Annotated in this window: 25 protein-coding genes; 10 read left to right on the top strand and 15 right to left on the bottom strand. The window is 49.2% G+C overall.

The window, feature by feature from the left end; genetic code table 11:
• Positions 1-151: 151 nt before the first annotated feature.
• The gene (locus WH45_RS06210; RefSeq protein ID WP_046213521.1) at positions 152-1,078 is read right to left on the bottom strand and encodes an AraC family transcriptional regulator; all 927 of its coding nucleotides are present in this window, start codon (positions 1,076-1,078) and stop codon (positions 152-154) included.
• A 243-nt stretch (positions 1,079-1,321) separates the two neighbouring features.
• On the opposite strand from WH45_RS06210, the gene WH45_RS06205 reads away from it, so the two are divergent.
• Positions 1,322-1,582: an Atu4866 domain-containing protein gene (locus tag WH45_RS06205; RefSeq protein WP_046213520.1), complete on the top strand. Its 261-nt coding sequence runs from the start codon at positions 1,322-1,324 to the stop codon at positions 1,580-1,582.
• Between the two features lie 25 nt (positions 1,583-1,607).
• Positions 1,608-2,345, top strand: a complete 738-nt coding sequence (locus WH45_RS06200) for an SDR family oxidoreductase (protein WP_046213519.1) — start codon at positions 1,608-1,610, stop codon at positions 2,343-2,345.
• Between the two features lie 215 nt (positions 2,346-2,560).
• On the opposite strand, the gene WH45_RS06195 is transcribed toward WH45_RS06200, so the two are convergent.
• Complete coding sequence (locus tag WH45_RS06195) at positions 2,561-2,872, bottom strand: hypothetical protein (protein WP_046213518.1); 312 nt, start codon at positions 2,870-2,872, stop codon at positions 2,561-2,563.
• A 297-nt stretch (positions 2,873-3,169) separates the two neighbouring features.
• The gene (locus WH45_RS06190) at positions 3,170-4,138 is read right to left on the bottom strand and encodes a LacI family DNA-binding transcriptional regulator (protein WP_046213517.1); all 969 of its coding nucleotides are present in this window, start codon (positions 4,136-4,138) and stop codon (positions 3,170-3,172) included.
• Positions 4,139-4,343: 205 nt separating this feature from the next.
• Between WH45_RS06190 and WH45_RS06185 the strand changes: the two genes are divergently transcribed.
• Positions 4,344-5,777, top strand: coding sequence for a glycoside hydrolase family 1 protein (locus WH45_RS06185; RefSeq protein WP_046213516.1), 1,434 nt, complete (start codon positions 4,344-4,346; stop codon positions 5,775-5,777).
• A gap of 161 nt (positions 5,778-5,938) precedes the next feature.
• Here WH45_RS06185 and WH45_RS06180 read toward each other — a convergent pair whose 3' ends face one another.
• Both WH45_RS06180 and WH45_RS06175 read right to left on the bottom strand, forming a co-directional pair.
• Positions 5,939-6,550 carry a cell wall hydrolase gene (locus tag WH45_RS06180; protein WP_407668017.1) on the bottom strand — a complete coding sequence of 204 codons (612 nt, stop codon included), beginning with the start codon at positions 6,548-6,550 and terminating at the stop codon, positions 5,939-5,941.
• A 705-nt stretch (positions 6,551-7,255) separates the two neighbouring features.
• Positions 7,256-8,518, bottom strand: a complete 1,263-nt coding sequence (locus tag WH45_RS06175; protein ID WP_046213514.1) for a M20/M25/M40 family metallo-hydrolase — start codon at positions 8,516-8,518, stop codon at positions 7,256-7,258.
• Positions 8,519-8,895: 377 nt separating this feature from the next.
• Between WH45_RS06175 and WH45_RS06170 the strand changes: the two genes are divergently transcribed.
• On the top strand, positions 8,896-9,789 hold the full coding sequence (locus WH45_RS06170) for a helix-turn-helix domain-containing protein (protein ID WP_046213513.1): 894 nt from the start codon (positions 8,896-8,898) through the stop codon (positions 9,787-9,789).
• On the opposite strand, the gene WH45_RS06165 is transcribed toward WH45_RS06170, so the two are convergent.
• Both WH45_RS06165 and WH45_RS06160 read right to left on the bottom strand, forming a co-directional pair.
• A complete protein-coding gene (locus WH45_RS06165) occupies positions 9,784-10,623 on the bottom strand; it encodes a hypothetical protein (RefSeq protein WP_052723637.1) in 840 nt (279 codons plus the stop codon). The two genes, WH45_RS06170 and WH45_RS06165, sit on opposite strands and share 6 nt — an antisense overlap.
• A gap of 231 nt (positions 10,624-10,854) precedes the next feature.
• Positions 10,855-11,550 (bottom strand): alpha/beta hydrolase, encoded by a 696-nt coding sequence (locus tag WH45_RS06160; RefSeq protein ID WP_046213512.1) that lies wholly within the window; start codon positions 11,548-11,550, stop codon positions 10,855-10,857.
• A 162-nt stretch (positions 11,551-11,712) separates the two neighbouring features.
• Here WH45_RS06160 and WH45_RS06155 point away from each other — a divergent pair, with 162 nt between their 5' ends.
• The 3 genes from WH45_RS06155 to WH45_RS06145 all read left to right on the top strand — a co-directional run bounded on the left by WH45_RS06155 (position 11,713) and on the right by WH45_RS06145 (position 15,448).
• Positions 11,713-12,483, top strand: coding sequence for an exodeoxyribonuclease III (locus tag WH45_RS06155; RefSeq protein ID WP_046213511.1), 771 nt, complete (start codon positions 11,713-11,715; stop codon positions 12,481-12,483).
• Between the two features lie 19 nt (positions 12,484-12,502).
• Entirely contained in the window at positions 12,503-13,699 is a 1,197-nt protein-coding gene (locus WH45_RS06150) for a PstS family phosphate ABC transporter substrate-binding protein (protein ID WP_046213510.1), read from the top strand.
• A 402-nt stretch (positions 13,700-14,101) separates the two neighbouring features.
• Positions 14,102-15,448: an amino acid permease gene (locus WH45_RS06145; protein WP_046213509.1), complete on the top strand. Its 1,347-nt coding sequence runs from the start codon at positions 14,102-14,104 to the stop codon at positions 15,446-15,448.
• A gap of 150 nt (positions 15,449-15,598) precedes the next feature.
• Here WH45_RS06145 and WH45_RS06140 read toward each other — a convergent pair whose 3' ends face one another.
• From WH45_RS06140 to WH45_RS06120, 5 genes are all read right to left on the bottom strand, one after another.
• The gene (locus WH45_RS06140; RefSeq protein ID WP_046213508.1) at positions 15,599-16,330 is read right to left on the bottom strand and encodes an ABC transporter permease; all 732 of its coding nucleotides are present in this window, start codon (positions 16,328-16,330) and stop codon (positions 15,599-15,601) included.
• Positions 16,331-16,343: 13 nt separating this feature from the next.
• Positions 16,344-17,072 carry an ABC transporter permease gene (locus WH45_RS06135; RefSeq protein ID WP_046213507.1) on the bottom strand — a complete coding sequence of 243 codons (729 nt, stop codon included), beginning with the start codon at positions 17,070-17,072 and terminating at the stop codon, positions 16,344-16,346.
• On the bottom strand, positions 17,072-17,986 hold the full coding sequence (locus tag WH45_RS06130) for an ABC transporter ATP-binding protein (protein ID WP_324292920.1): 915 nt from the start codon (positions 17,984-17,986) through the stop codon (positions 17,072-17,074). Before WH45_RS06130 ends, WH45_RS06135 begins: the two co-directional genes overlap by 1 nt.
• A 248-nt stretch (positions 17,987-18,234) precedes the next feature.
• Positions 18,235-19,656: a sensor histidine kinase gene (locus WH45_RS06125; protein ID WP_046213505.1), complete on the bottom strand. Its 1,422-nt coding sequence runs from the start codon at positions 19,654-19,656 to the stop codon at positions 18,235-18,237.
• A complete protein-coding gene (locus WH45_RS06120; RefSeq protein ID WP_046213504.1) occupies positions 19,653-20,387 on the bottom strand; it encodes a response regulator transcription factor in 735 nt (244 codons plus the stop codon). The genes WH45_RS06125 and WH45_RS06120 overlap by 4 nt, the downstream gene beginning before the upstream one ends.
• A gap of 90 nt (positions 20,388-20,477) precedes the next feature.
• Between WH45_RS06120 and WH45_RS06115 the strand changes: the two genes are divergently transcribed.
• Together WH45_RS06115 and WH45_RS06110 are read left to right on the top strand one after the other, a co-directional pair.
• Positions 20,478-21,698 carry a VanZ family protein gene (locus WH45_RS06115; protein ID WP_046213503.1) on the top strand — a complete coding sequence of 407 codons (1,221 nt, stop codon included), beginning with the start codon at positions 20,478-20,480 and terminating at the stop codon, positions 21,696-21,698.
• A gap of 83 nt (positions 21,699-21,781) precedes the next feature.
• Positions 21,782-22,534, top strand: coding sequence for a YdcF family protein (locus WH45_RS06110; RefSeq protein ID WP_046213502.1), 753 nt, complete (start codon positions 21,782-21,784; stop codon positions 22,532-22,534).
• Positions 22,535-22,716: 182 nt separating this feature from the next.
• Here the strand turns inward: WH45_RS06110 and WH45_RS06105 are convergent, their stop codons facing one another.
• Positions 22,717-23,364, bottom strand: coding sequence for a nitroreductase family protein (locus WH45_RS06105; protein ID WP_046213501.1), 648 nt, complete (start codon positions 23,362-23,364; stop codon positions 22,717-22,719).
• A 48-nt stretch (positions 23,365-23,412) separates the two neighbouring features.
• A complete protein-coding gene (locus tag WH45_RS06100; protein ID WP_046213500.1) occupies positions 23,413-23,835 on the bottom strand; it encodes a MarR family winged helix-turn-helix transcriptional regulator in 423 nt (140 codons plus the stop codon).
• A gap of 317 nt (positions 23,836-24,152) precedes the next feature.
• On the opposite strand from WH45_RS06100, the gene WH45_RS06095 reads away from it, so the two are divergent.
• Positions 24,153-25,097, top strand: a complete 945-nt coding sequence (locus WH45_RS06095) for an FUSC family protein (RefSeq protein ID WP_046213499.1) — start codon at positions 24,153-24,155, stop codon at positions 25,095-25,097.
• A gap of 95 nt (positions 25,098-25,192) precedes the next feature.
• Here WH45_RS06095 and WH45_RS06090 read toward each other — a convergent pair whose 3' ends face one another.
• Positions 25,193-25,819, bottom strand: a complete 627-nt coding sequence (locus WH45_RS06090) for a DUF4309 domain-containing protein (RefSeq protein WP_046213498.1) — start codon at positions 25,817-25,819, stop codon at positions 25,193-25,195.
• Between the last annotated feature and the right edge of the window lie 53 nt (positions 25,820-25,872).

Genomic DNA, 25,872 nt, shown 5'->3' with positions numbered 1-25,872 from the left:
AACATTCTCCCCCTTGCCGGGTACATGAATGAGCATGGCAGGAGTGATTTTCAGGGCTGCCGGGCTTTTAATTTGGTGCAGAATTGGTATTATACTTGCTGCTTTCATGACTGTTCTTTTGTACGCTCAGCCGCAGATCACGCTTTTTCTCTTATCCGCTCTGCTCATCCGGTAACATACGCAGCCGCTTGATATCGCTCATCGGCGGCAGCCCGAATAAACGGGCGTACTCCCGGCTGAACTGGGAAGGACTCTCATAGCCAACCCGGTAACCGACCTCCGCTGCATCTGCCGCTTCGGACAGCAGCATACGACGTGCTTCCTGAAGACGTACCTGCTTTTGATATTGCAGCGGACTCATACCGGTCACTTCCTTGAAATAACGATGAAGCGACGAACTGCTCATATTGACTGCTGATGCCAGTTCTTCGATACGCAGCGGCTGTTCATACTGCTCCTTGATCCGTTTGACGACTCCGGCAATACGAGCAGTGCTGCTGCCGGTGACAGCCAGCTGCCGCAGTACATCTCCCTGTTCATCCTGCAAAAGACGATACAGAATCTCACGGATCACGAGTGGTGCCAGCGCATCAATATAATCCGGCGTCTCCAGCAGCCGTACCAGCCGCAGCATCGCATCCGTCAGTCCCAGATCCGTCCGGCTCACGCAGAGAGCACGTCTCGCCGGAGCTGCTGCAGGCTGAAGCTCCGACTCCTGGACCAGATCCAGAATCTGTGCCGGATCGATATTTAGCCGTGCCGCCAGATAGGGACGGTCTGGCAGTGCTTCAATCACCTGCCCCGAGATTGGCAGATCCACAGATACCAGAAAATAATCTGCCGGTCCGTATTCATAACTCTCCTGTCCAAGCATAACCTGCTTGCGCCCCTGAGCAACCAGGCAAATCGCCGGTTCATAGATCATATGCAGCGGTGCAGTGACCTCGGTATTACGAACCAGACTGAGCGCCGGAATCCGGGTTGCCTGAATGCCCTCCCGCTCGGCAAACTTTCCAATCTCACCAGCCAGCTCCTGCAGACGGTCACGGATTCGCTGGCCTGTATCCATTATGGTCATAAGATTTCCCTCCAGCTTGTGGCAGTTTAATTTGATTCCTACTTTAACCAATTTGCGAGGATCAGGCAAGAACGTGGGGTGATCTTTCTACCTCCCTGTGGTTGGGCAGGTCCATAATAAAGACATCAGCAAGCGGCAGTCCGCATCGCCTTTATCATTCTTCAGATAGGGATGACGATGGCGCAGATAAAGACATATCCACGCCGCTTCAACGATATACCACCGCGAGAGGAGAATCTGCAAATGAACAAACAATCGGTATCCCTTCACCCTTATGCAGGCATGTGGGTCACCGCAGACGGTCATATCCGTCACGAGTTACTACCGAACGGACGCTATGATGAAGCAAGAGGCTCTGTTCAAAGTGCCTACGTGGGCAGCTATGTCATTACCGGTCATCATATCGACTATGTGGATGATACGGGATTTACAGCAGATGGGGAATTTCGGGAAGATGTTCTTTACCATGCAGGCATGATTCTTTACCGGGAACGTCCGGAATAAAAATATACATTCAGGAGGAATACCAATGTCTACCATTAACGGAAAAGTCGTCGTTATTACAGGTGCAAGCAGTGGTATCGGAGAAGCAGCTGCCCGGCTGCTCGCTGCAAAAGGAGCCCATGTTGTTATGGGAGCACGGCGTACCGAGCGGCTGCAAAGCATTGCTGCCGATATTCAGGCTGCCGGCGGATCTGCTGCCTACCACCAGCTGGATGTAACCCAGCTGGAAGATATGCAGGCATTTATCGAATTTGCTGTTCATACCTTCGGTCATGTGGATGTGCTATTGAATAATGCAGGTGTTATGCCGCTGTCACTTCTTGAAGAGAACAAGATCGACGAATGGAACCGCATGATTGATGTCAATATCCGTGGTGTACTGCATGGGATTGCTGCCGGACTGCCGCTCATGAAGGAGCAGGAAAAGGGACATTTTATCAATATCGCTTCGATCGGAGCTTACAGCGTGACCCCTACGGCGGCTGTCTACTGTGCGAGCAAGTATGCGGTCAAAGCTATTACAGACGGACTGCGCATGGAGACCGATGGACGTATCCGGGTAACACTGATATCTCCGGGCGTTACGGAATCTGAATTAGCCGACAGCATTTCCGACGAACACGCCCGCCAGGCGATGCAGGAATATCGCAGCGTCGCGATCCCTGCTTCCGCTATTGCAAATGCCATTCTGTATGCGATTGAGCAGCCGGATGAAGTCGATGTGAGCGAGATGATCATCCGGCCGGCTGCCAGTGTTCACTAACTCATTCGTGCAGTTCAACAGCCGGTAGAGCTCAACAGCTAACGTAGTTCACCAGCCAGTTCAGTTCATCGGTCAGTTCAGTTCAACAGTCAGCGCAGTTGACCAACTCCTTATCACAATAACCGAAAATGATACCACATCATAAAAAGCCCCTGATTCAGAATCGGGGCTTTTTCATCTTATATTCATCTGGCCCATCTACAGACAAATTCGGTTCAATAGCGATAGGCTCCGGCATGAGAACGCTTGGGGCCACGTTCCTTAAAGGCACGGATAAAACGGGCCGGGTCTTGCCGGATGGTGTAGGAAAATACACCTTTGCTCGTGTGTAAATAAAATAATCCTTCTCCTGCACCCAGTCTGCGATAAGACATATCGAATATATCACACAGTGGAAATTCCCTGCGGTGGGTAACCAGACGATCCTCATACAGCACCATTTCTCGTTCGTCAGTCAGGTATTTCTGTTCACGACCAGTAATCTCACGCTCTATTTTGTAATAAGGCTGTACGGCGATCTGCTTCACTGCAACCCCTGCCTTCCCCTTCGAGTATTCAGCGCAAGTGGAGCATAACGGAATAACTACGCTGACGGATATTGTTGTTTTGGCATTACGCCTTAATTTATATCGTCTTATTACCCATTATTCGGCCGAAATGTCGGAGCAGATGAGGTTTTAGCAAATAAAAATGGCAATATTACCTATTTTTTACACAAAAGCCGATTTAAAGAGGTTCATTTTACATATACATTACAAAATATCCTGTTTTGGAATCTTTCCTCTTTGGAATACATGTATTTCTTATATACACCTTATATACATTCAGGTCGTCTGACGTGCGATCAGCTTATACTGCAGCTGTGCCGGCTCCATCTGCTGCTTGCCCAGTACCGCCCACAGCCGGTAAAAGGCATGGGTCGCCTGCTCGGCGATCGGATTGTAGATTGTAGTAATGCCAAGCGTATCAGCCAGCTCCGTATCATCAAAGCCGACAATCGCCAGTTGCCTTGGGATCTGAAGACCCAGCTTGTTCGCTGCAGACTGGATGCCAATTGCCACGTAATCGTTGGCACACAGGACTGCCTGGGGCATCTCGGGACCGGCAGTAAGCTGCTGCAGCACCTTTGTACCGTCTGTAGGTGTAAATACGGAATAATGATACCAGTCGGTCCGCACAGGCAGTCCGCGGCTCTGCATAAATTGTTCATAAGCTTCGCGCCGACTCTGTGTATTCAGACTCTCGATCCGACCGAATAAATTGGCAATCCGGGTATAACCTCTGGCCACCAGATGCTCCAGCGCCAGGCGGTAACCTTCCCCCTGATCCATTGCTATAGATGGAATCTCGCCGCTATCCATCCGCTGCCAGGAGACGATCGGCCCATACTCGCAGTATGCCTTCAGCACACGCGGTTTATTGACACAGGTAACAATGACCAAGCCGTCCACCCGTTTGCTGCGTAAATCTTCAAAGGCACGCAGTTCATTTTCCTTGTCCCCGCGCGTCGTATATATAATAGTCTGAAATCCATAATCCATGGCGATATCGACAAATTGATTGAGAAAAGAAAGTACCACTTCACTCGTACTCGCCATTACGATGCCAATCTGATTCGTCTGTCCTGTCGACAGGGAGACTGCATTCCGGTTAGGCACATAGTTGAGCTGCTTCATGATGGCGGTAATTTTCTCTCTCGCCTCCGGACTAACATGACGCGAATGATTGATGACCCGGGATACGGTCGCTCTGGAATAGCCGGATAATTTCATGATTTCATCGAATTTGGACATCGGACTTCCCCTTTTACTTCTGAATAAATAAAATGCATCGCCTACCCGCTAAGCCCGCATGCAAGGAATACGGCTGATACCGAACAATGATAATATTTCCCATTAAAATTGCAGGTTGACATGTAACCCGTTACAACGATTACGCTTGAAGGGCAGTGCTGCTATCAGTGTAGCACAAAAATCAGAAATGAATGGAGTGCTGAACATGAGTAACTCTCAAAATACCCCGCTGAACTTCCCGCCGGGATTCCTATGGGGCGGCGCGATTGCTGCCAACCAGGCCGAAGGTGCTTTTGACCAATACGGCAAAGGCTGGTCTACCCAGGATGTGGCCCCCAAAGGCGTAACCGGCCCGATCACCGAAGTTCCTACCGAAGACAATATGAAGCTGGTCGGCATCGACTTTTACCATCGTTATAAGGAAGATGTGAAGCTGTTTGCCGAAATGGGCTTCAAAGTATTCCGTACCTCGATCGCCTGGTCCCGGATTTTCCCAAAAGGCGATGAACTGGAACCGAACGAACAAGGGCTGCAATTTTACGATGATCTGTTCGACGAATGTCTCAAATACGGCATTCAGCCGCTCGTCACCCTGTCTCACTACGAGACACCGTTGCATCTGTCCAAGGAATACGATGGCTGGGTCAACCGCAAGCTGATCGGCTTCTACGAGCGTTATGCCGAGACGGTATTCCGCCGCTACAAGGATAAAGTCAAATACTGGCTGACCTTTAACGAGATCAATTCGATTCTGGAAGCGCCATTTATGAGCGGCGGCATCTATACGCCCAAGGACCAGCTGAGCAAGCAGGATCTGTATCAGGCGATCCACCATGAACTGGTCGCCAGTGCTTCGGCGGTGAAGCTCTGTCACGAGATTATCCCGGATGCCCAGATCGGCTGCATGATTCTGAGCATGCCCACCTACCCACTGACACCGAACCCGAACGATGTGATTGCTGCTATGAAATCCGAGCACAAAAACTATTTCTTTGGAGATGTTCATGCACGTGGCAAGTATCCGGGCTATATGAAACGCTATTTCCGCGAAAATGGTATTGAGATCAAAATGGAAGACGGCGACGAGGAGATGCTGCTGAATACCGTTGACTTTATCTCCTTCAGCTACTATGTCAGCATCTGTGAGACCGCCGATGAGAGCAAAAAACAGTCCGGTCAGGGCAACCTGTTCAGCGGCGTACCGAACCCTCATCTGGAAGCGAGCGAATGGGGCTGGCAGATTGACCCGCAGGGTCTGCGTTATGTGCTGAACATGTTCTATGATCGCTACCAGAAACCGCTGTTTATTGTAGAGAATGGCCTTGGCGCTGTAGATGAACTGATTACGGGACCGGACGGTGAGAAAACGGTCGAAGACGATTACCGTATCCAGTATCTGAATGACCATCTGATACAGGTAGCCGAAGCCGTGGAAGATGGGGTGGAGATTATGGGCTTCACTTCCTGGGGATGTATTGACGTTGTCAGCGCCTCTTCCGCTCAACTGAAAAAACGGTACGGTTATATTTATGTAGATCGTCATGACGATGGGTCCGGTACGCTGGAACGCTATCGCAAAAAATCGTTCCACTGGTACAAAGAAGTGATCAGCACCAATGGTAAAAGTCTGAAGCGCTAAGCTGATATAACCAAAAAGCAGGGTACCGTGATGTATCATCATCACGGTACCCTGCTTTTCTATGTGTTCTTTGTAATTGGCTGCATCTATCCAAAAGAATCTGCCAGACAAGATCATATCCATGTGTCAGATCGGCAGGACCCGTGCTTAGGATCAGCTGATTAGTTCGTGAAAATATGCTGTCCGACCGTAATGACAGCCGGTCGTCTCATACTCCACTGCGAAGTCGCAATGCGCGGGTTGTAGTAATACAGCGAGCCATTGGTCGGGTCTACACCGCGCAGTGCCTGGCGTGCTGCATTATAAGCGCTCTGATTCGGCTTGAGGTTATACTGGCCGTCTGCTACTGCCGTGAATTGTCCCGGCTGCATAACAACGCCCCAGATCGTATTCGGGAATTCACCGGATTGTACACGATTCAGTACAACAGCACCTACCGCTACCTGTCCACGGAAAGATTCACCGCGAGCTTCACCATAGATAATATGTGCCAGAATATCGACGGCATCCTTGTCTGCCGCACTGTAGCTGACAGCCCGGTTGCTGCTGGAATTGCTAAAGCTTACGCTGGCTGTAACAATCCCGCTCCGCTTACCGCCCAGCTTGGACAGCGTCGCCGGACCGGCTACACCATCTGCACTCAGTCCGTGTGCACGCTGAAATTGCTTCACTGCCGAAGTCGTGATGCTTCCATAGTATCCTGTAGTATTCGCATGAAAGAACCCGTGCTGGGCGAGCTGCCGCTGCAGCTGCACGACGTCTCCACTTCTCATGCCCTGTGTCAGGACAGCAGCGTCCGCAGGTGACGCCATTAGTGTAATGCCTACAGCACAGGCACAGGATGCTATAAAAGCGGGTAGTTTTCTCATAATTCGTTATGACCTCCATTTTTTAAATAGTTTAGACCGATACAGCGCGCTGACCGAATGCCATACTGCTGAAATCCGGGTTACCCCGGTACTCTGATCTGGAACTATAGTATAAGTATCGGTATTTAGCCTGGCAGGAATAAATGGTTCCTCTGAATAGCGTTTGTCCGTTCTATATTGCCCTGCCTAACCAAGACAATCGATAACGCATTACAAAATTGTAACCAGGTAAACACAACGACAAGAAACATATTGGTAGCAGTATAGCATACCTTCTGCATGACATCACCATGCCATGGACCCATAAAATAGCATGAAATCAAGCATTTCACACGCAGTTCCACATTTTTATATTTTAAACTGGGTCGTATGTTTTAAGTTTATGTGACTTTTGGTAACCAACTTCACTGTCAATATATTTCAAATTTGTAATCAGATCAAGCCGGATATGTATAATATGCAAATGATGTCATAAGTCAAATTATCGAGTGGAAATCTATTTTTCGTACCATTTTTATATCAATCTAATATTATAAAAGGAACTGCTGCTTAGAAATTCCGGCTGAAAAGCCTTCATTCCATCGCCAACAGTTCCTCCTTACTCTACTGCTACTTCCGTTTGGACAGCAGAGGCGGTGTAACACCATCCAGTCCTACAAGGCCAAGAATGACAAGAAATACATACTGGGCGCCCAGATAGGCACCTGCAGGGTCAAAATATTCGTCCAGCGTATGCATGCCGCCGTAATCCCCGCCGCCACCAAGCGTTACAGCCGGAATACCAAGACTGATGGCTACATTGGAATCCGTGCTGGTCGCGTCTTCCAGCTCCGGCTCCAGTCTCATCGATTGATTCGCAGCAGCTGCAGCCTGTACAATAATCGCATCTGCAGACTGTTCTCCAGCCGGACGGTCACCAACAAGCTCCAGCTTAACAATCAGCTCATCTTCACGATTCCAGCGGGCATTCTCTGCGTGTGCTGCCTGATGAATAATAGAAAGAGCCTGCTGTTCGAGTTCCGCCAGCGCTTCAGCAGAGCTGGAGCGCATGTCGAGCAGCAGCGCAGCCTCTTCAGCAATCGTATTGACCGATGTACCGCCCTCCACTACACCCACACTGAAAGTAGTCTTTGGCTCGGCAGGCGTACGTATCTCTGCGATACCAGCAATCGCCCGACCCAGCGCATGGATCGGATTAGGAATGCCAAAATCGGCAAAGCTGTGCCCTCCGGTGCCATGAAACGTCACTTTATATCTTTTGCTTCCGGCTGCCAGATAGGTAATTCGCTCCGGCTCTCCCGGCTCGACCGAAATAAAGCCGTCAATATCGCTATGCCCGGTGAACAGTGCTTTGACACCGCGCAGATCTCCGAGTCCTTCTTCCCCGACTGTTGCACCAATAATCAGATCTCCCACACTCCGAATACCGGTATGCTGCAGTGCCCGGGCGATAGTCAACACCACAGCGAGCCCGCGCCCATCATCTGCAATGCCCGGCGCATAGATACGTCCGTCCCTGTGTTTGGCCTTGACATCGGTCCCTGCCGGGAAAACAGTATCCAGATGCGCACAGACGACCAGAGACGGACCATCGCCACTGCCCCGGCGTAGGCCAAATACGTTACCTGTCTCATCTACAGTAACATTCTGGATACCCAATTGTTCCAGTTTACGCTTGTATACTTCCCCTTTGGCAGTCTCATCGAATGTTGGCGCTTCGATTTCCGTAAGTTCAATCTGTTCCTCAATCGTACGATCATGATCCTGCTCCAGAAACTGCAGTCCTGCCTGTACATTGGGGTCGGCAGTAAGGCGTTCATAGATTTGCTGAACCTGCCCGGATATAACAGGGCGGTTTGATTTTACACTCATGGATTTATTCCCCTTTGCCTATGTAATTGGTAACTTCAAATGCGCGTCCTCATTGCATATTTTGGATGCATGTTTTCGGCGCATGCTATGATCTCAGTACAGATTTTTAAAATATCCAGGTGCTCATATACAGCAACCTCCTGAATAGGTATGTTAGCATCATCTTACCCCTGCTGCAGGCTGGTTACAACTATGTCGTAACGATTAAAAAGCATGATGGATTTTATTGCTCTCGCTTTTGTCGCAGTTGGACAGAAATGAAGCGGACATACTCGGTTTATATTCGATCTAGATAAAGTCATTTTGCAAAAGCGCAAAAATGATCAAATACCGATCTTTCCCGTCTGATAATCTGGTTACAGAAAGGAGGAATTGCATTGACGGAGAAAACAGTCATTCAGCATAGCATCGACTATATGGAGAGTCACCTGCAGGACGAACTGACACTTGAACAGATTGCAGCGCATGCGGGGTTCTCGCCCTATCATTTTCATCGGCTTTTTCGCAGAGCTACAGGTATGAACATTGCTGATTATTTAAGACAACGACGGCTGAGTCAGGCTTCGGTGCTGCTCCTTCACTCAACGACTCCTATTCTCGATATTGCACTGCACTGCCATTTTGAGAGTCAGGAAGCTTTTACCCGGGCTTTCAAAAAAGTATATGGACTGCCACCGGGACGCTATCGTCAAGTATTTACTGCTTCCCTTTCATCCTATTTTGACAAAGGAGAATCGACTATGGATACATCTTCCCCTATCAAAGGCTGGTTTTTGAGCGGAACCCATGCTCCCAATTATGAAATCGGTCTGGACCATCACACGGTGCATACCGGCAACACTGCCGGCTATCTCAAATCGGTGAATGTTAATGAGCCGTTTGCCTTTGCCACACTCATGCAGGAGTTCAAAGCGGAACGTTATCTCGGTAAACGAATGCGCTTTTCAGGCTTTGTCAAAACCAGTCATGTGCATATCGCCTGCGGCTTATGGATGAGAGTGGATAGCGCCGATCAGCAGATTCTGCAATTTGACAATATGAACGGCAGGCATATATCCGGAGATACGGACTGGAACCATTATTCCATCGTTCTCGATATTCCTCAGGCAAGCGATGTTATCCTGATCGGTGTACTTCTTACCGGCACAGGTCAGGTCTGGGTGGACGGGTTCCGTTTTGAAGAAGTGGATCACAGTGTGGCGGTTACCCATCTTGAGCTGGAGAAGGAAATGCCGGACGAGCCGTCCAATCTGGCTTTTGAAGAATTATAAACGCGATTCTGCTCCACGGATTATCGTGGTGATCTGCTGTTCCCAGCTGTAAATTTTCTGCTGGGAAGCATGGATGGCTCCAAGTTTGTTATAGACGACCGCCAGGTGAGCTGCTGCGCTAATCGCATCACCTCTTTTAACTGCTGCTCTGTAGCTTTTCCGAGCGGTAGAGCGGCTTTTTTTGTAGGCAGCGATAGTTTTGTTCTCGGCAGTAATCTGCTTTTTAACCGTCTGGACAGGTGCGATAGCATCCTTGACGGTTTTTTTGCGTACAGCCGTGTCTTTTCTGGCCTGGGTTAGAGCGGCTTTCTTTTGCTTGATTTCTGTGCGGGCAGATGTGACTTCGGGTTTCATTTTGTTGCGTTTAAGGCTGATCAGTTCGGCTGTTTTGGCATTTTTTTGCTTGCGGGCGGCGGCTGCCTGCTTACCAAGCTCTGCGTATTCAGCAAACAGGGAAGCATACTTTTTCTCCGTTTGCTCGGCTGCTGCTTTGAGCGAGGACAATTTGGATTGATCCATTTCTTTGATCTTGGCATTGACTGATTGAAGACGGCTGTTATTCTGCTTGCGCAGTGTCTGGGTCTGCTGGTTCTCCAGCTGAATGATCGATTCCAGCGAAGTCACACCATCGTATATGCTCTCGATTCCGCTGACTGCCGCTGTCCAATTATCTGCAGACGCATGAGATGCAGGCAGCATCTGGGCAAGCAGGGTAAAGATCAATCCAAGTGATAACAATCGGCAGACCAGACTTGTCGGTATTCGATACAGCCTGCTGGACTGGCGCTGCTTCTCTGTATGTACTGGCTTTTTACTCTGGTGGATAAGGTTCATTATATATTCCTCCTAGTATATGTCAGGCGGGCAGACAACAAAAAAAGCACCTCCAGAAACGGCATAATGCCTGTTCCTGCGAGGTGCTTCGCCCGCACAACATATTGATTTTGTATCTAATATAGCTGATGATACGCGGTCTGTCAATCACTTATACGAACATACGATTCCATTCCATGCGCTTATTATGTATCTGCAATTATGCTTTACAGCTTCATGTCTTTCCTACCGCTAGTTCTCCATGCTTTGACCCGACTGTTCATGCTGACGAATCCACTGGTACACCTGTGTGAACAGCTCGGATGGATCACTGCCATGACAGACCAGATGCCCGCTATCCGGGAGGGTCAGCAGCTTTTTGCAGGTGTCTTCCAGCGGCAGCTGATGATACAGATAGGCTCCGCTATGCGGCTTAACCAGATGATCGCTGCCGGCCTGAACGATGAGTGCTGGTGCCGCCAGCTTCGTATAGATCGCATGGGATTCGCGTACTATTTTATAAAATTCGCGCGTCGCCTGTGGCGGTACATGCCACAGATTGTGCCAGTAACCGCGGATCATCTGCGGCTGAATCAGCGTCCGCATAATCTGCCTCGGATTCAGCGGGAACACCGGCGCCGACAGCATTGTTAACGTACGGATACGTTCAGGATAACGCACGCTGAGATGCGCAGCGATCAGCGCACCTGTCGAGAAGCCGATCAGATGCACACACTCATGCTGCCTAAGCAGCTGCTGCAGTTCCTTTTCTGCACCATCGATCCAGTCCTGACGGCTCACATTCAGCATATCCTGCCTCGTACCGCCGTGTCCGGCCAATGTAAATGTCCTCGTTATGCAATGTCTCGCTGCCAGATAGGCACGCAGCGGTTCGATTTCATGCGTCCCTCCGGTAAAGCCATGGATCAGCAGGCATATGCTCTTCATCTGGTCCTCCTTTTCCCAGCCATGATACACTGGTAGTATGCTATTCAGGCAACCTTGCATCTAACCCGCCTGCTTTTGGATGGCGAATCAGGTGCTGTGTTGGCTGATTGGATTTGATTTGGCATCATTTATTATTACGACCCCTAAGGAGATTATACACCAATGAAGCTTGTATCATGGAACGTCAACGGCTTGAGAGCCGCTGTCAAAAAAGGATTTAATGACTATTTCGACCGTGTGGATGCCGATATTTTCTGTATTCAGGAGACCAAGCTGCAGGCGGGCCAGATCGAACTTGATCATGGTGAAGAATATGAGCAGTACTGGAATTATGCCCAGAAAAAAGGCTATTCCGGCACCGCCGTCTTCACCCGGATCAAGCCGCTGTCTGTGCATTACGGTCTGGAAGAGAATTATGAAGAGGAAGGCCGGATGATTACGCTGGAATACGAAGGATTTTATCTGGTCAATGTATACACGCCTAATGCGCGCCGCGACCTGTTGAGATTGCCTTATCGGCTGGAATGGGAAGACCGCTTCCGCCGCTATGTGCTGGAATTGGATCAGCACAAACCGGTTATTATTTGCGGGGATCTGAATGTAGCCCATCAGGAGATCGATCTCAAAAATGCCCGTTCCAATATCGGCAATTCGGGATTCACTCATGAAGAGCGAGGGAAAATGACGCAGCTGCTGGAATCCGGCTTTATCGACACGTTCCGTCATTTCTATCCGGATCGCGAAGACGTGTATAGCTGGTGGTCCTATATGGCCAAAGTACGCGAGCGTAATATCGGCTGGCGCATCGATTACTTCCTCGCCTCTTCCCGGCTGGCTCCGATGCTGACTGATGCGCAGATTGACTGTCAGATCATGGGCAGCGACCATTGTCCTGTTATTCTGGAAATGAACGATCCGGCGCAGCAGATTTAGCTCGAGAAGGGAGCATTTTATGGAACGCATAATGATTACCATTGGAGTCGCGCTGATGGGACTGGTTGGCTGTGTGTTCGCAGGACTGGCCGGAATGATCATGATTGGATTCCTGAGCGATCACCCTGTGTTTTACACCGCCATATGGTTTATTGTGCTGCTGATTCTGGAAACAGGTCTGATCCTTACCCGTTTTGATTCAATCCGGCATCATCCCTGGTATAAAAGGCTGCTGATCGGCTGTCTGTCTGCCTGCGTACTGACCGCCGCAGGTTACAAAGGGTATACCATGTATGACCGCAGCCTGGTAGCTGTCAGCGTGCAGGATGTCGACTTACAGCAGTATGAACCTTTTCACCCCGGCAGCCAGATCGCTGTGCTGGACAAGACCCCCTCCTATCATCTGAATACGGGCGATAAGCTTCCCCGGTTGGATGGTGCGACAGCGCTGTACCCGGTTTACTCTGCTTTTGTGCAGGCCGTCTATCCGAAGGATGGAGCCTCTTATGGTCTTTTTGCAGATGACAGCATTGTACGGGGCAATGGTACCGGTCCGGCGTATGAGCGTCTGATCGGAGACAATGCAGATATGATCTTTGCCGCTGCTCCTTCAAGCGGGCAGAAGCAGTTGGCCCGCAAGCATGGAGTTGAGCTGCATCTGACACCGATTGGCAAGGAAGGTTTTGTATTTTTTGTAAATAAAAATAATCCGGTGACCAATCTCACTTCACAGCAGATCAAGCAGATCTATACAGGCAAAATAACGAACTGGAAGCAGGTCGGCGGCAGCAATGAACCGATACGGGCATTTCAGCGACCGGAAGATAGCGGGAGTCAGGCGATGCTGCGTAAATGGATGGGCAGCGAACAACCGATGACCCCGCCCATCGATAGAATCGCTTCAGGTATGGGCGGAATTATGGAAGAAGTGGCGGATTACCGCAATTACAGCAATGCAATCGGCTATTCTTTTCACTTTTTTGCTACGACGATGAATCCCAATCCTCATATCCGGCTGCTGTCCGTAGATGGTGTCTATCCGAATGATGAACATATATCCAGTGGTGCCTATAAACTGACTGTTCCTTTTTATGCAGTGACTGCTGGTAAAACGTCCAAACATCCAAATACTGAGTCACTGCTCCAATGGATTCTGTCACCGGAAGGCCAGCAATTAATCCGGCAGACCGGCTATATCCCTTTGCCGGTTAACTAACGGTGCTGCTGCCGAACGGACCGTCAAAGACAGTATGGACCACGAAGTGAAGATTCCTATCGCCAACTCGATGATTATCGATGATATTCTGAAAAATATGGTGTCCGGTTGACCAGCCGGATGTTCACGATCAAGCTGCCCTACCCTGCATTTTCCGGTGAAATCCAGCAGACCATCTGCTGTACGCTTCATCCGGCACTGTATGCGTAGCGGCAGCTTTTTTGTGTATTTCCGGTCATTTTCCCTGCTTTGCCTGACCAATGTAGCTACCGAATAGATAGATGCCTATAAAAAGATATTTAGTTGGCATTGAATTTCGTACCGAAAATACCGATTATGAGGTAGTATAGATAAATACACTGGAGTGGTTTAAAGCAGTATCACACTGAGGAGGACTTACGCTTGAAAGCAAATGAAGAAGCAACATTACAGAAAAAGCTCCGTCCACGGCATATTACATTTATGGCAATGGGCGGTGTAATCGGAACAGGGATCTTCAAAGGCAGTTCCGAGACCATCAACCTTGCAGGACCCGGCGTCGTCATTTCTTATGTTTTCGCAGGTTTGCTCCTGCTTGTCGTTATGGGAGCAATCGCAGAGATGGCTACCGTCTATCCAAACAAAAATATGAAGGACTTCATATCTCTGGCCTATGGCCAGCGGCTGGCTTTTATCGTCGGTTGGCTGTACTGCTTTATGTGGCTTGCCGTATGCGTGATTGAAGTGATTGTCGCCGGTAGCTTTTTGCAGTTCTGGTTCCCAGATGTACCGCTGTGGGCACTTAGTCTCGCCAGTGCCGCCTTTATTTTGCTCGTCAATACGATGAGCGTCGGACGGCTCGGTGAGCTGGAATTCTGGCTTGCCGGCATCAAGATTGCCATGATTATTATCTTTATCGTACTTGGTGGCTGTCTGCTGTTCGGTATCATCCCTGGCAGCGGTGCTGCTCCTTATCTGAGCAACTTTACGGCTCATGGCGGATTCCTGCCCAACGGCTGGATGGCGATTTTGTCGGCGCTGCTCGTCGTCACTTTTTCCTACGGGGGTTCCGAACTGATCGGACTAACACTCACCGAGACTCCTGACGCAGATAAAGTGCTTCCTAAAATTGTAAAAAGCTTTATTTTGCGGGTCGTGCTGTTCTATACTCTGCCGATCCTGATCATCTGCGGCCTGATTCCATGGAATCAGCTGAGTGATCAGAGCAGCCCGTTTGTACAGGTGCTGACCGCTGCAGGTTTGCAGGGTGCTGCTCATATTATGAACTTTATTCTTATTACTGCTGTATTGTCGGCAGCCAACTCGGGTATTTACGGAGCAACCCGGATGCTGCATTCCATGGCAATCAACAATGAAGCACCGGCTATGCTGGCCAAAACATCAAGCCGCGGTGTACCTGTAAACAGTCTCATCCTGTGCGCTGTTGTGCTGCTGCTCGGTTCATGGCTCGCTTATGTTGCTCAGGATCAGGTATTCGGCATTCTGATTGCAGTACCCGGCTTTGTCGTGCTGCTCGTCTGGATCAGCATCTGTCTGTCCCAGCTCAAGCTGCGCAAGAGCTATCCGGTACAGCCTTCTTTCCGCATCTGGGGATATCCGTATATCTCTGGACTGACGGCAATCTGTCTGGCCGTGATTGCCATACTGTTCCTGTTTGACGCGAGCAACCGGATCAGTATTGGCGCCTGCGTCATTTTCCTGATTATCCTGTTCATCAGCTCACTGTTCAAGTTCCGCCGCACGACCTGATCCACAATTACAGATACGCTACAATTAGAAATGCCACTCTACAGAATCAAACCCGCCTGTCTTCCGTTTGTATAGGATAGACAGGCGGTTTTTTTGTATATGGATAATCAGGCTGCAATTACCGGTCATGGTCGTTACTGTGACTGCTTTTTATAAAATATCTCTGCGCCGGAAGCCCAGCAATCCTCCGGTCAGAATCAGCACTGACACAACGATAATGACTATACCCATAATGATGAGCTGCCTGGGGTCTGTACCGAGCTGTGAACCCAAGGACAATACAATCGGATAAGTCCACGGGTCGAGAATCCAGAGCCGCTCGGCATTGGCTGCAAAAATCGAAGGTACACTCATGACAATACCTACCGCCAGCGGCACACCAACATGATTAAACCGTATGCTCAGTTCATATTGAATCAGAATAATCGGCAGTGATACAAGGAAACAGCTTGCCAGTTTCCAGGCGACTTCGCCATACGGAATATGACTGCCTGCTCCTGCCAGCAGCCCTCCCAGTATAATGCTGCATCCAAAAATCAGCATGCTGATCAAAATATAGAGCACGCCTGCAGCCAGCTTGGCCATATATACGTGATGCCTGGCTACCGGACGGGCCAGCAGGTATTTCCAGCCCCCCTGTACATGATCGATACGTGCTACCATCGCCATAATGACCGCTATCAATAACGGATGCAAAAAGGATGGATAAAAAATAAACGTCTGCTCCATAATGACTTCCCATGCTTCGCGCGTCCATATCTGCTGATAACGGATAAAGTTCTGTACTCCCTGAAATACCATAAACAGCGGAGCAATCGTAATCAGCCCAATCAACCGGGTCCGCTTCAGCTTCTGTAATTCATAGCGAAATAATCGTATCATACTTCCGCCTCCTTCAACTGATATCCCGCTGCCGGAACTCTGCCATACCGACCAACAACAGTACTGGCCCTGCGATCAATCCTGTGACAATAGTCAGCCACTGATCCTCATTATGTACCGTCATGGCGAACAATGCCGAAGCATACGGAACGAACCTCGTAATCTCGGATTGGGCGAGAAATAATGCGCCGATGCTGCCGGACAGTCCAATCGCAATCGCATACAGCGAATTGGACAGCCTGGAGCTCAGCCAGTGCTGCAGACTGGTCACACCCAGCGCCGCAATGCACAGATTGATTCCGTACAACACATACTGCCCCAGCGGAAAATGTTCTGGAAATTGCAAAATCCGGCCGGTCGCATACAGACAAACAAGCAGCAGTATGACGGTCACGCAGGACAACAGCCAGATCAAGAGCCATTTGGCGGTATATACAGATGATCGGGTCACCGGAAGAGCCAGCAGATGCTTCCATCCATGATCATGATATTCCCGATAATGCACCAGCGCCGCGATTATCGTAATCCCAATCGGATAAAAAAGGCCCCACAGCATAAATCCCTCCTGCATCAACAGCTCCCATGGAGTCAGCTCCGGATGCCTGCCGCTCAAATAGCTGTATCTCAGATAAAGGTCGACCCACATCATCCCGGCAAAAATCAGCGGTCCGCCAATGACAAGCCACGGCAGCAGACTGCGCCGCTGCTTGGCCCATTCGGTCTGCAGTACTCTCAACAACATCACAGACTGTCGGCCCCCTTTGTCATTTCCAAAAAGACATCCTCCAGCGAACGCCCTCCTATGCTGAGATGCGAGACATCCACATGATTCATGATCAGCCTCCGATTAATTACAGAAGCTTCTGCAGGGTCAGCCTTGATGTTCATCCCATGATCGACCGCTTCCACCGGGTATCCCCATGTATGCAAGTAATCGATCGTCTGCTGCACCGGTTCGGCATGCAGCCGAATAAATGGATGGCCCTGCTCTCTTAGCTCCGACATTTCCCCTTCAAACAGCAGCCTGCCGGTATGGATAATACCGACCCGGTTGGCGACAAGTTCGATTTCCTTGAGAATATGACTGGAAATAAACACGGTAATACCGTGCTCCCTTGGCATCTGTACGATCAATTCCCTGATTTCCTGAATCCCGGCCGGGTCCAGCCCATTGGTCGGTTCATCCAGAATCAGCAGTTTGGGCTGGCCGAGCAGCGCCTGGGCAATCCCAAGACGCTGCTTCATACCAAGCGAATACGTCCGTGCAAGCTTATGCTGCGCACGACTCAGACGTACAATATCAAGTACACGATCCACCTCAGCTTCCGGAATCCGAAGCAGTGTACAGGTCAGCTTCAGATTCTCCCTGCCTGTCAGATGTCCGTAATAGGACGGCGATTCGACCATGGCCCCAACCTGGCTCAAAATATGCGATCTATACCGGGATAGTTCCCGGTCAAATATATGAATGCTGCCGCTGCTTGGACGGATTAAACCAAGCAGCATGCGGATAGTCGTCGTTTTACCCGCTCCGTTGGGTCCGAGAAATCCGTATACTTCTCCCTCTCGCACATGCAGCTGCAGCTGATCCACCGGTGTAAAATTCCTGAACTTCTTACTCAGTCCCTTGGTTTCGATCATCCATTCACTCATCATTCCCGCTCCTTTATTTCCTGTGTATGACTGGCTCTCCGGGAAAGTATACTAACCCCAGCTTAAGCGGGCTGCTGCAATTACCTTAAGTTTGGCTTAAGCCAAACAAGCGGATGCCTTGGAGTGGGCATCCGCTTGGGTCAGCAATAATCTCTCATTGCTGTTTGTCTATTTATAATCTCGCTGCATCATATTCCTTCTGCCTGAAGTGAGTATAATGATCGTTTACCGGGCACATGCATCAAGCGGCTTTAGCAATAATCCCTGCTTTTTTTAACGAAATTCGCCTGGATGGAGTAATTGCGGGGGAATAGTAAGGTGACGACGGTTCCCTGACCCAATGTACTCTGCAAAGTAATGCTTCCCCCGTGTGCTTCGACAATTTGCCGGGCAATGGTCAAGCCGAGTCCCGAGCCCGATGTCGGCTGAGCAGCATCGGTTACCCGGTAATGACGTTCAAACAGACGCTCCTGCTCTTCACTGTCGATTCCTTTACCATTATCCCTGATCTGCACCTCAATATGCTGATGATGATCGGACACTTCAATGCGAATCACCGTGGCAGGTGGATTATGCACCAGTGCATTCAGGATCAGATTATTCAGAGCACGCTGCATCCACTTATGATCCAGCATCATATGGAGAGGTTCTTCTTCTATTTCCAGGTGGATCTCACGCTCCATATAGACCGGGGTATTCAGCAGCTGGATAACGGTCTCTCGGATCACTTCTGCCAGGTCCTCATCATGCATTGTCAGAGGAAGAATATTATTTTTCAGCCGATAGGTGAGCTTTAGGTCATCCAGCAGCCCTTCCAGCTGGGTAGCATTTTGAGCGATAATACCGCTGTATTTAACCCGTTCCTCCATATTGATGGATACACCGGAGTCGTTCATCAGCTCGGCATACCCCTGAATAGAGGAGAGCGGCGTCTTCAGATCATGATACAAATTGGCAATCCACTCTTCCCGCATCGTCTCCATCTGCTGCTGCTCACGCTCATAATCCTGCAGCTTGTCGGATAATGTATTCAGGCTCTCATATACATTGTGATACAGCCCTTTTGTATGATAACGAACACTGTAGTCACGCAGGGACAGTCGGGTGATTCCCTGAATCAGCTTCCACATAGGGCGGCTCAGCAGACTGCCAAACAGATAACCGATCAACAGAATTGAAATTACCAGTACAATAAAAATAGTGAACAAACTGTTGAACATATAACGGGGTTCATAGTTGATCGGATACTTGCTCACCTGGGTTTCCGGAAAAGCGATCAGATAACTCCACTCCCTATTTTTCCATTCCTTCACTCCGGTGAAAATCGTTGATCCATTCACAGAAAATTTATTGATAAACACAAGCCGGCTTGGCGTATAATGTGCTGGTGCATCAGCCGGCTTGTTCCAGGCAGTGATTTCCGTTCCATTCTCATCAAGCAACTGAATCCAGGCATTATGCTGTTTGAGCAGCTCGATACCGGCCTGTTGGATAACCGGCTGATTCTGACTATCCGCGCCAATATACTGCTGAAAATCCAGCGTCATTTTGACCGGGCTGAAACGGCTGCCATGATCCACAAAATAAAAAACAGCTGCTGTATACATAATTAAAAACAGACCAAGTAAAACGATATACGAACCGACGTATAATGAAGTAATCTTCCATTTCATGATTCCCTGCTCCGGGAACTCCATTTGTACCCAAGTCCACGTATGGTAAGCAGACGCTGAGGATTGGACGGATCTTCTTCCAGTTTCTCACGTAAGTGCCTTATATGTACCATGATCGCATTATCACTACCCATATAGTCTTCTTCCCATACTTTTTTGTACAACTGCTGTTTGCTGAATATTTGATCGGGATGGGCAGCGAATACAAGTAACAATTTGTACTCTTTAGCCGTCAAACTTACAGGCACGGAATCACGGATGACTTCGCCCTTGTTTTCATCAATGCGGATATTTCCATACTCATACACCGGTCGCTGCTCCATGATTGTGCCGGACAGCATCAGATCACGCCGGAAGCGTGCCTTGATCCGGTAAGCCAGTTCCCTGGGGCTGAATGGCTTGGTAATATAATCGTCTCCTCCGATGCCCAGACCGATGATCTTGTCCATATCTTCATTTTTGGCAGAAAGGAAAAAGATCGGCACATGCGTAAACTGCCGCAGCTGCTGACAGATCGCAAATCCGTCCTGATCCGGCAGCATGATATCCAGTATGATAATATCCGGCTGTCGCTCCCGGCATAACCGGATACCATCCCATCCTGTATGCGCAATATGAATATGGCGGAAGCCTTCTTTGTGCAGTACGGTTGTTAGCAAGTCCGTGATATCCGGTTCGTCATCTATAATAACGATGCTGCGGGCAGATAAGGCCGGGCTGCTTTCATTCATAAGGTATTCCTCCTTAAATAATAAGATTCCAAAAATGTATTATGTATTTTTACCGCCCATATAACTGTCATTCTGGAGGCCTGGTATACAATGTACGACGCATATCTGTTACCCGTACTATATGCTTTTCTGGCTTTTCCGCTGGCTGCAGCGGTATTCACCTTTCCTTTTCTCGTCTATCAGTACCGACAATACGGCTATATTAATATCGTCCGGGCGATCACGCTGTATGCGCTACTGCTGTATCTGATGAACGCCTACTTCCTTGTTATTTTACCATTTCCGGCGTCCCGGCATAATCTGCCGCTTGTCAACGGGAATTTGCAGCTGGTACCTTTTCAATTCGTAAGCGATTTTCTAAAGGAAACTTCGGTATCGCTGCATGATCCATCGACGTATATGCATATTTTCAAGGAACGTGCCTTTTTGCAGGTAGTATTCAATGTGCTGCTGACCGTACCATTCGGGATGTTTCTGCGGTATTACTTTCATCGGGGCTGGCTATCGGCGCTCATTCTGTCCTTTTTACTGTCGCTTTCATTTGAATGGATTCAGCTGACCGGTATTCTCGGCATTTACGATAATGCCTACCGGATCTTTGATGTGGATGATCTGATCTGCAATACGTTTGGCGGCATGATCGGCTTCCTGATGGCTGCCTGGATCTCGGAACGGCTGCCGGACGCGCAGCAGATGGACCGGCAGCTTGACCGTTCACGGCGGAGAGTGACCTACACCCGGCGCGGGCTTGCTTTTATGATGGATATGATGGTCTGGTCGGTACTGTTCTCCCTGCTAACAGCAATGCGTGTACCTCTGGCGTTCTGGGTATCCAGCGGGCTGTATTTTATGCTGCTACCCTATATGACCAACGGCGTCACCCTGGGCAAATGGATTGTACGCATTCATCTGGTGCTCACTGATCAGCCGAAGTGCAGGATCACTTTCTCTGCCCTGTTGATTCGCTATGGATTGTTATATTGGGGATTTTTCGGATTGAATCTTTTGCTGAATGCCCCTTTTGCCAACGGGTCACCTTCAAGCGTGGAGGCTGTCATCTATCTGCTGATACTGTTCGTGATGAATGCCGGATTCTTTATTCATCTGGTCACCCGATTTTTCCATAAAGGTTCCCTTCTGTTCTATGAAAAAATCAGTCATACGTCCCACCGGATCACCTGGCCGGTGCTTGAAGATGAAATGGAAGCCTCGTCTTATTCCGAATCCGGGCTTCCTGAAGACCACCCGGCTCCGTCAGCAGTAACCGGGATATCGGACCCTCCGCCCGATGATATACCGCCGCGGTCATGATACAATACAGCCAGTTATGTATGCACTGAACGGTACATCATGCAGTGCTCAAGTCCATTCTTTCTCAAAGGCGGTAGATTTCCTTGTTATATGTGATTAAATTTTTGTACAGCTTTGTGCTTCCACCGGGGTTGTTTATACTGCTGCTGCTGGCAATGTCCATCTGGCTGTGGCGGCGTCAGCTCAAGCCAGCGCTTGTACTGCTCGGGCTGACCATATTGCTGTACATATCGACGACCGGATTTGTCGGGGATGCATTGATCGGCAGCCTGGAGCAGCGCTATAGCCCTCCAGCTTCCGTACAGGGCGATGTAATTGTCGTGCTGGGCGGCGGCGCTACTCAGGGCACACCGGATGTGGACGGTCAGGGCAATCTGTCCGGAGCGGCAGGCAACCGGCTGATTACGGCTGTACGATTGTACCGGCAGACCGGTCTGCCGATTATCTTCTCCGGCGGTCAGGTATTTACCGATAGCGGCAACGAAGCGGATATTGCACGCAGACAGCTGATTGGCATGGGTATTCCGGAAGCAGACGTATTTGCCGAGAATCGTTCCCTGAATACCGAGCAAAATGCAGCCAACACGGCAGCCCTGCTTGAGCAGAAAGGATGGAAACAGCCAGTTCTGATCACTTCCGCTTTTCATATGCCTCGCTCGGTGGTCGAATTCCAGCGAGCCGGCCTTACCGTAGAGCCTTATCCAACCGATTACTGGGTCAGTCAGCCGGAAGCTCTCTATCCAGGCAAATTCACACCTTCCGGCAGTGCGATGAGCTCCACCAGCACGGCGCTCAAGGAATATTTGGGTCTCCTCGTTGCTACGATCAAATCCTAAAAACAGCAATGTCCATTCACTTTACCCCATTATACAAAACAATGCTCATACGAAAAGAGAGACGTGCCTGTGAGGCCGTCTCTCTTTCTCATCTATGGGGCTTTTGTCTGTTTGGCCCGTTTATCCACTCGCTCTTATCCACTTTGTTCAGAACTGCACAGACCGCTCAGTACAGTCGGTTCTTATTTCCACTCTGCTACGCTGTTGATTGGCAGACGCATCGAAGGGTAACCTTCGTTAGCCGCTTTACCAATCGTCAGCAGCATAACCGGTACATAACGTTTGGTGTCCATGCCGAACAATTCAGCCATTTGTTCTTTCTCATAACCGCCGATTGGATTGGTATCATAACCATGTGCACGGGCTACCAGCATCAACTGCATAGCTACCAGACTACTGTCAATCAGAGCAATATCTTTGCGCGCCTGCTCGGACAGATTCTCGTAATAAGCAACAGTAAGCGGAAACTGTCTTTCTTTGACTTCAGCAGGCATATACCCCAGTTCAACCGCTGTATTGTAGATTTCCTCTGCGTTCAAGTCATGCTGCAGATCGCCAAAGATCGCGATAACTGCTGAAGAAGTCTCTACCTGGTGGCTGTTGAATTTTGCCAGCGGCAGCAGCTGCGCTTTGGCTTCTTCGCTCTCGATCACGAGGAAACGCCATGGCTGCAGGTTGATCGAAGATGGAGCGCGAGTCGCTTCATTCAGAATCTCGGTCATTTCCTCACGACTGATTTTAACGGATGGATCATAGCTCTTGATGGAGCGGCGCTCCAGAGCGATTTTACGGAAATCATTGGTTTGGGTTACAGCATTGGTAGTTGTCATACGGTAAACTCTCCTTTTATATGGGTGTAAATGAATACATTTTCCAGCTTAGATCTGGCTGATATTCTGGTTGATCCGCTGCAGCATGCCGGATAGTTGTTCCTGTTCATCTGTGCTGAAGCCCTCCAGCATCCGGGCCAGGAAATCTTCACGTTCCTGCCGAAAGGCTACAATCTTCTCTCGTCCATGTTCGGTGAGTTGAACAAGTGTAAATCGATTATCCTTCGGACTGACGCGGCGAATCACAATATTCTCTGCTTCCAGCTGCTTTACATGGCGGGTAATTGCGGCGTGATCAATACCGACCAGCTTTTGCAGGGAAGACTGACTGATCTCTTCGGACTGATATAGCTGACAGAGCAGCTGCAAACGGGAAGCACTAATTCCTGCACACCGCTCAAACGTACTGGTCAGCTGGCGGTGAAGTCCCTGAATCTGATTGAATATTTCCTGTGACGATAGTTCTGGCATCAGGCTTCTCTCCTCTCCGACTGTACTGCGGCTATTTATGAAATACAGCTTCATATGCATTTGTTTGACCTATCAATCATTGACTAGTCAAATAATAACATATACCAATTTAATTTGCAATTGTATAACAGAAAATTAAATTGATAAAAACCTTTATTTCAAATCACTCCATATTTTATCCCAGCCAGATCACAGCAAAAAAGCACTCCTGCCATCTACTATGATTCATCATAGTTCATAGACTTTAAAGTAATAATAAGTTATAGTACATAGTCCAATGTTAACTTGTATGATTCGGGAAGGAACGTATTGAACTTATGAAATTTGCTATTGGAATGCGTAATCTTAAAACGGCTCTGGCCGTACTAATCTGTCTGATCATCTCGCAGCTGCTGCATCTGGAATATCCATTTTATGCAGTCATTGCGACCATTATCGCCATGGAGAATTCGGTTACCAACTCGTTTACTGTCGGTAAAAATCGGGTGATGGGAACTATCGTAGGCGCACTTTGTGGATTTTTATTTGCTCTTATTGATCCTTACAGCGCCGTCTTCTCTGCTATAGGTATTGTAGTCGTCATTTATATATGCAATCTGCTGAACTGGAACAAGTCGATCTCGATTGCCAGCATTGTCTTTCTCGCAGTCATGCTCAATCTTCGTCCAGGCGAGAGTCCTTTGTTCTACGGTATGAATCGGGTAACCGATACATTAATCGGGATTGGTGTAGCTGTGCTGGTCAATTATCTCGTCTATCCACCCAACCATGAGCGCGGCCTCGAACAGAAACGAATGATTCTGAGGCGCAATATGACGCGTCTCGCCCATGAACTGCTCCGCGAAGGCGGCGGCGTACATATCAGCTCGCTGCGTGATGATATGACAGCGATGGAAGAAGCCTACAAGACCTACACCTCCGAGTTCCGCCTGAAATTAAGCAAGCAGCTGTTCATCAATCATATTGAGCAGGAGATCGATATTTACCATAATACGTATTCTCATATGCGGATGCTGCGCCTGCTGACCGATGAGCCGGAGACTGATCTGGCCCCGGGAGTGATGCAGCGTCTTCGTTCTTCGGTGGCCGCTCCGATTACGGTACATCCGGAATACCTGCCGCTGATCTACCAGTACCATGTGCAGTGCATTTTACAGGAAATGCAAATACTCGGTCTGATGCTTCCCACCCACATCGCTACTCCCAAAAAGCTGCAGCCGGCTAGGGCTGAACTGGTGAGCAGCAGTGAAACCAATGAATAGACAGCAGCTCATCACAGCTACCCACCAATCTGATAACCCAAATAACCTTAACTCCTACAGCAGCAAGGAGTTAAGGTTATTTGGATTATTCAAAATTATTTCTCTTTGGGCGATAATTCCAGCCCAATAATCCGGTTCTTGTTCTGTTCATCCGGGCTGGCTCCCAGTGTATAACTGCCGACATTGTAGAAAATGAGATAATCCCCCGTACTCTCCATCAGGCCTTCATCCACAGACGGACCGAATCGCTGATTCAGAAATGCTCTTGTGAGCTGATGCTCCTGAACGTTTAGTACTATCTTCACCACAGGATCGTCATCTTTTATTTCATCAGCCGTACTTCTGGGAAAGAAAAAGGCAGCATCCTGGTAGCCGTAATATATCCCTTCATAATTATCAATACGATCCGGCTGGCCCAGCGCTGCCCGCAGCTCTGCAGCTGTCGTGCCTATACCGATCTCTGTATCATCCAGTCTGCCCTGTGCCAGATGTTCCCTGGTCAGCCATGGCAGCGGGATTGCCGGATTATCCGCTGAGCCGGACTTCTTGTCCTGGACGGCTTCATTCTGCTTGACCGGGGTATCGCCGGTCTCATTTTGCTGACCGTTTGATACGGTGTTGACCGGTGCAGCCTCTGGTGCGTGCTGATTGTATCGGTACAACAGTGCACTGCCAACACCAATAATGAGCACTGCTGCCATCATCCATACTGATTTTTTCAAGCTGTTCATTCTCCTTTACCTGATACAGGCCAACAGTCTGCCCCTTGACCTGC

Source organism: Paenibacillus wulumuqiensis, from assembly GCF_000971965.1.
Classification (GTDB): Bacteria; Bacillota; Bacilli; order Paenibacillales; family Paenibacillaceae; genus Saccharibacillus; species Saccharibacillus wulumuqiensis.
This window is presented reverse-complemented; position numbering and strand designations above follow the sequence as displayed.

Excerpts from the sequence above, each read along its gene's own strand:
- WH45_RS06210 (WP_046213521.1), bottom strand. The coding sequence starts at position 1,078 with ATGACCATAATGGATACAGGCCAGCGAATCCGTGACCGTCTGCAGGAG.
- WH45_RS06205 (WP_046213520.1), top strand. The coding sequence starts at position 1,322 with ATGAACAAACAATCGGTATCCCTTCACCCTTATGCAGGCATGTGGGTC.
- WH45_RS06200 (WP_046213519.1), top strand. The coding sequence starts at position 1,608 with ATGTCTACCATTAACGGAAAAGTCGTCGTTATTACAGGTGCAAGCAGT.
- WH45_RS06190 (WP_046213517.1), bottom strand. The coding sequence starts at position 4,138 with ATGTCCAAATTCGATGAAATCATGAAATTATCCGGCTATTCCAGAGCG.
- WH45_RS06185 (WP_046213516.1), top strand. The coding sequence starts at position 4,344 with ATGAGTAACTCTCAAAATACCCCGCTGAACTTCCCGCCGGGATTCCTA.
- WH45_RS06180 (WP_407668017.1), bottom strand. The coding sequence starts at position 6,550 with ATGAGAAGTGGAGACGTCGTGCAGCTGCAGCGGCAGCTCGCCCAGCAC.
- WH45_RS06175 (WP_046213514.1), bottom strand. The coding sequence starts at position 8,518 with ATGAGTGTAAAATCAAACCGCCCTGTTATATCCGGGCAGGTTCAGCAA.
- WH45_RS06165 (WP_052723637.1), bottom strand. The coding sequence starts at position 10,623 with ATGAACCTTATCCACCAGAGTAAAAAGCCAGTACATACAGAGAAGCAG.
- WH45_RS06160 (WP_046213512.1), bottom strand. The coding sequence starts at position 11,550 with ATGAAGAGCATATGCCTGCTGATCCATGGCTTTACCGGAGGGACGCAT.
- WH45_RS06155 (WP_046213511.1), top strand. The coding sequence starts at position 11,713 with ATGAAGCTTGTATCATGGAACGTCAACGGCTTGAGAGCCGCTGTCAAA.
- WH45_RS06150 (WP_046213510.1), top strand. The coding sequence starts at position 12,503 with ATGGAACGCATAATGATTACCATTGGAGTCGCGCTGATGGGACTGGTT.
- WH45_RS06140 (WP_046213508.1), bottom strand. The coding sequence starts at position 16,330 with ATGATACGATTATTTCGCTATGAATTACAGAAGCTGAAGCGGACCCGG.
- WH45_RS06135 (WP_046213507.1), bottom strand. The coding sequence starts at position 17,072 with ATGTTGTTGAGAGTACTGCAGACCGAATGGGCCAAGCAGCGGCGCAGT.
- WH45_RS06130 (WP_324292920.1), bottom strand. The coding sequence starts at position 17,986 with ATGATGAGTGAATGGATGATCGAAACCAAGGGACTGAGTAAGAAGTTC.
- WH45_RS06125 (WP_046213505.1), bottom strand. The coding sequence starts at position 19,656 with ATGAAATGGAAGATTACTTCATTATACGTCGGTTCGTATATCGTTTTA.
- WH45_RS06120 (WP_046213504.1), bottom strand. The coding sequence starts at position 20,387 with ATGAATGAAAGCAGCCCGGCCTTATCTGCCCGCAGCATCGTTATTATA.
- WH45_RS06115 (WP_046213503.1), top strand. The coding sequence starts at position 20,478 with ATGTACGACGCATATCTGTTACCCGTACTATATGCTTTTCTGGCTTTT.
- WH45_RS06105 (WP_046213501.1), bottom strand. The coding sequence starts at position 23,364 with ATGACAACTACCAATGCTGTAACCCAAACCAATGATTTCCGTAAAATC.
- WH45_RS06100 (WP_046213500.1), bottom strand. The coding sequence starts at position 23,835 with ATGCCAGAACTATCGTCACAGGAAATATTCAATCAGATTCAGGGACTT.
- WH45_RS06095 (WP_046213499.1), top strand. The coding sequence starts at position 24,153 with ATGAAATTTGCTATTGGAATGCGTAATCTTAAAACGGCTCTGGCCGTA.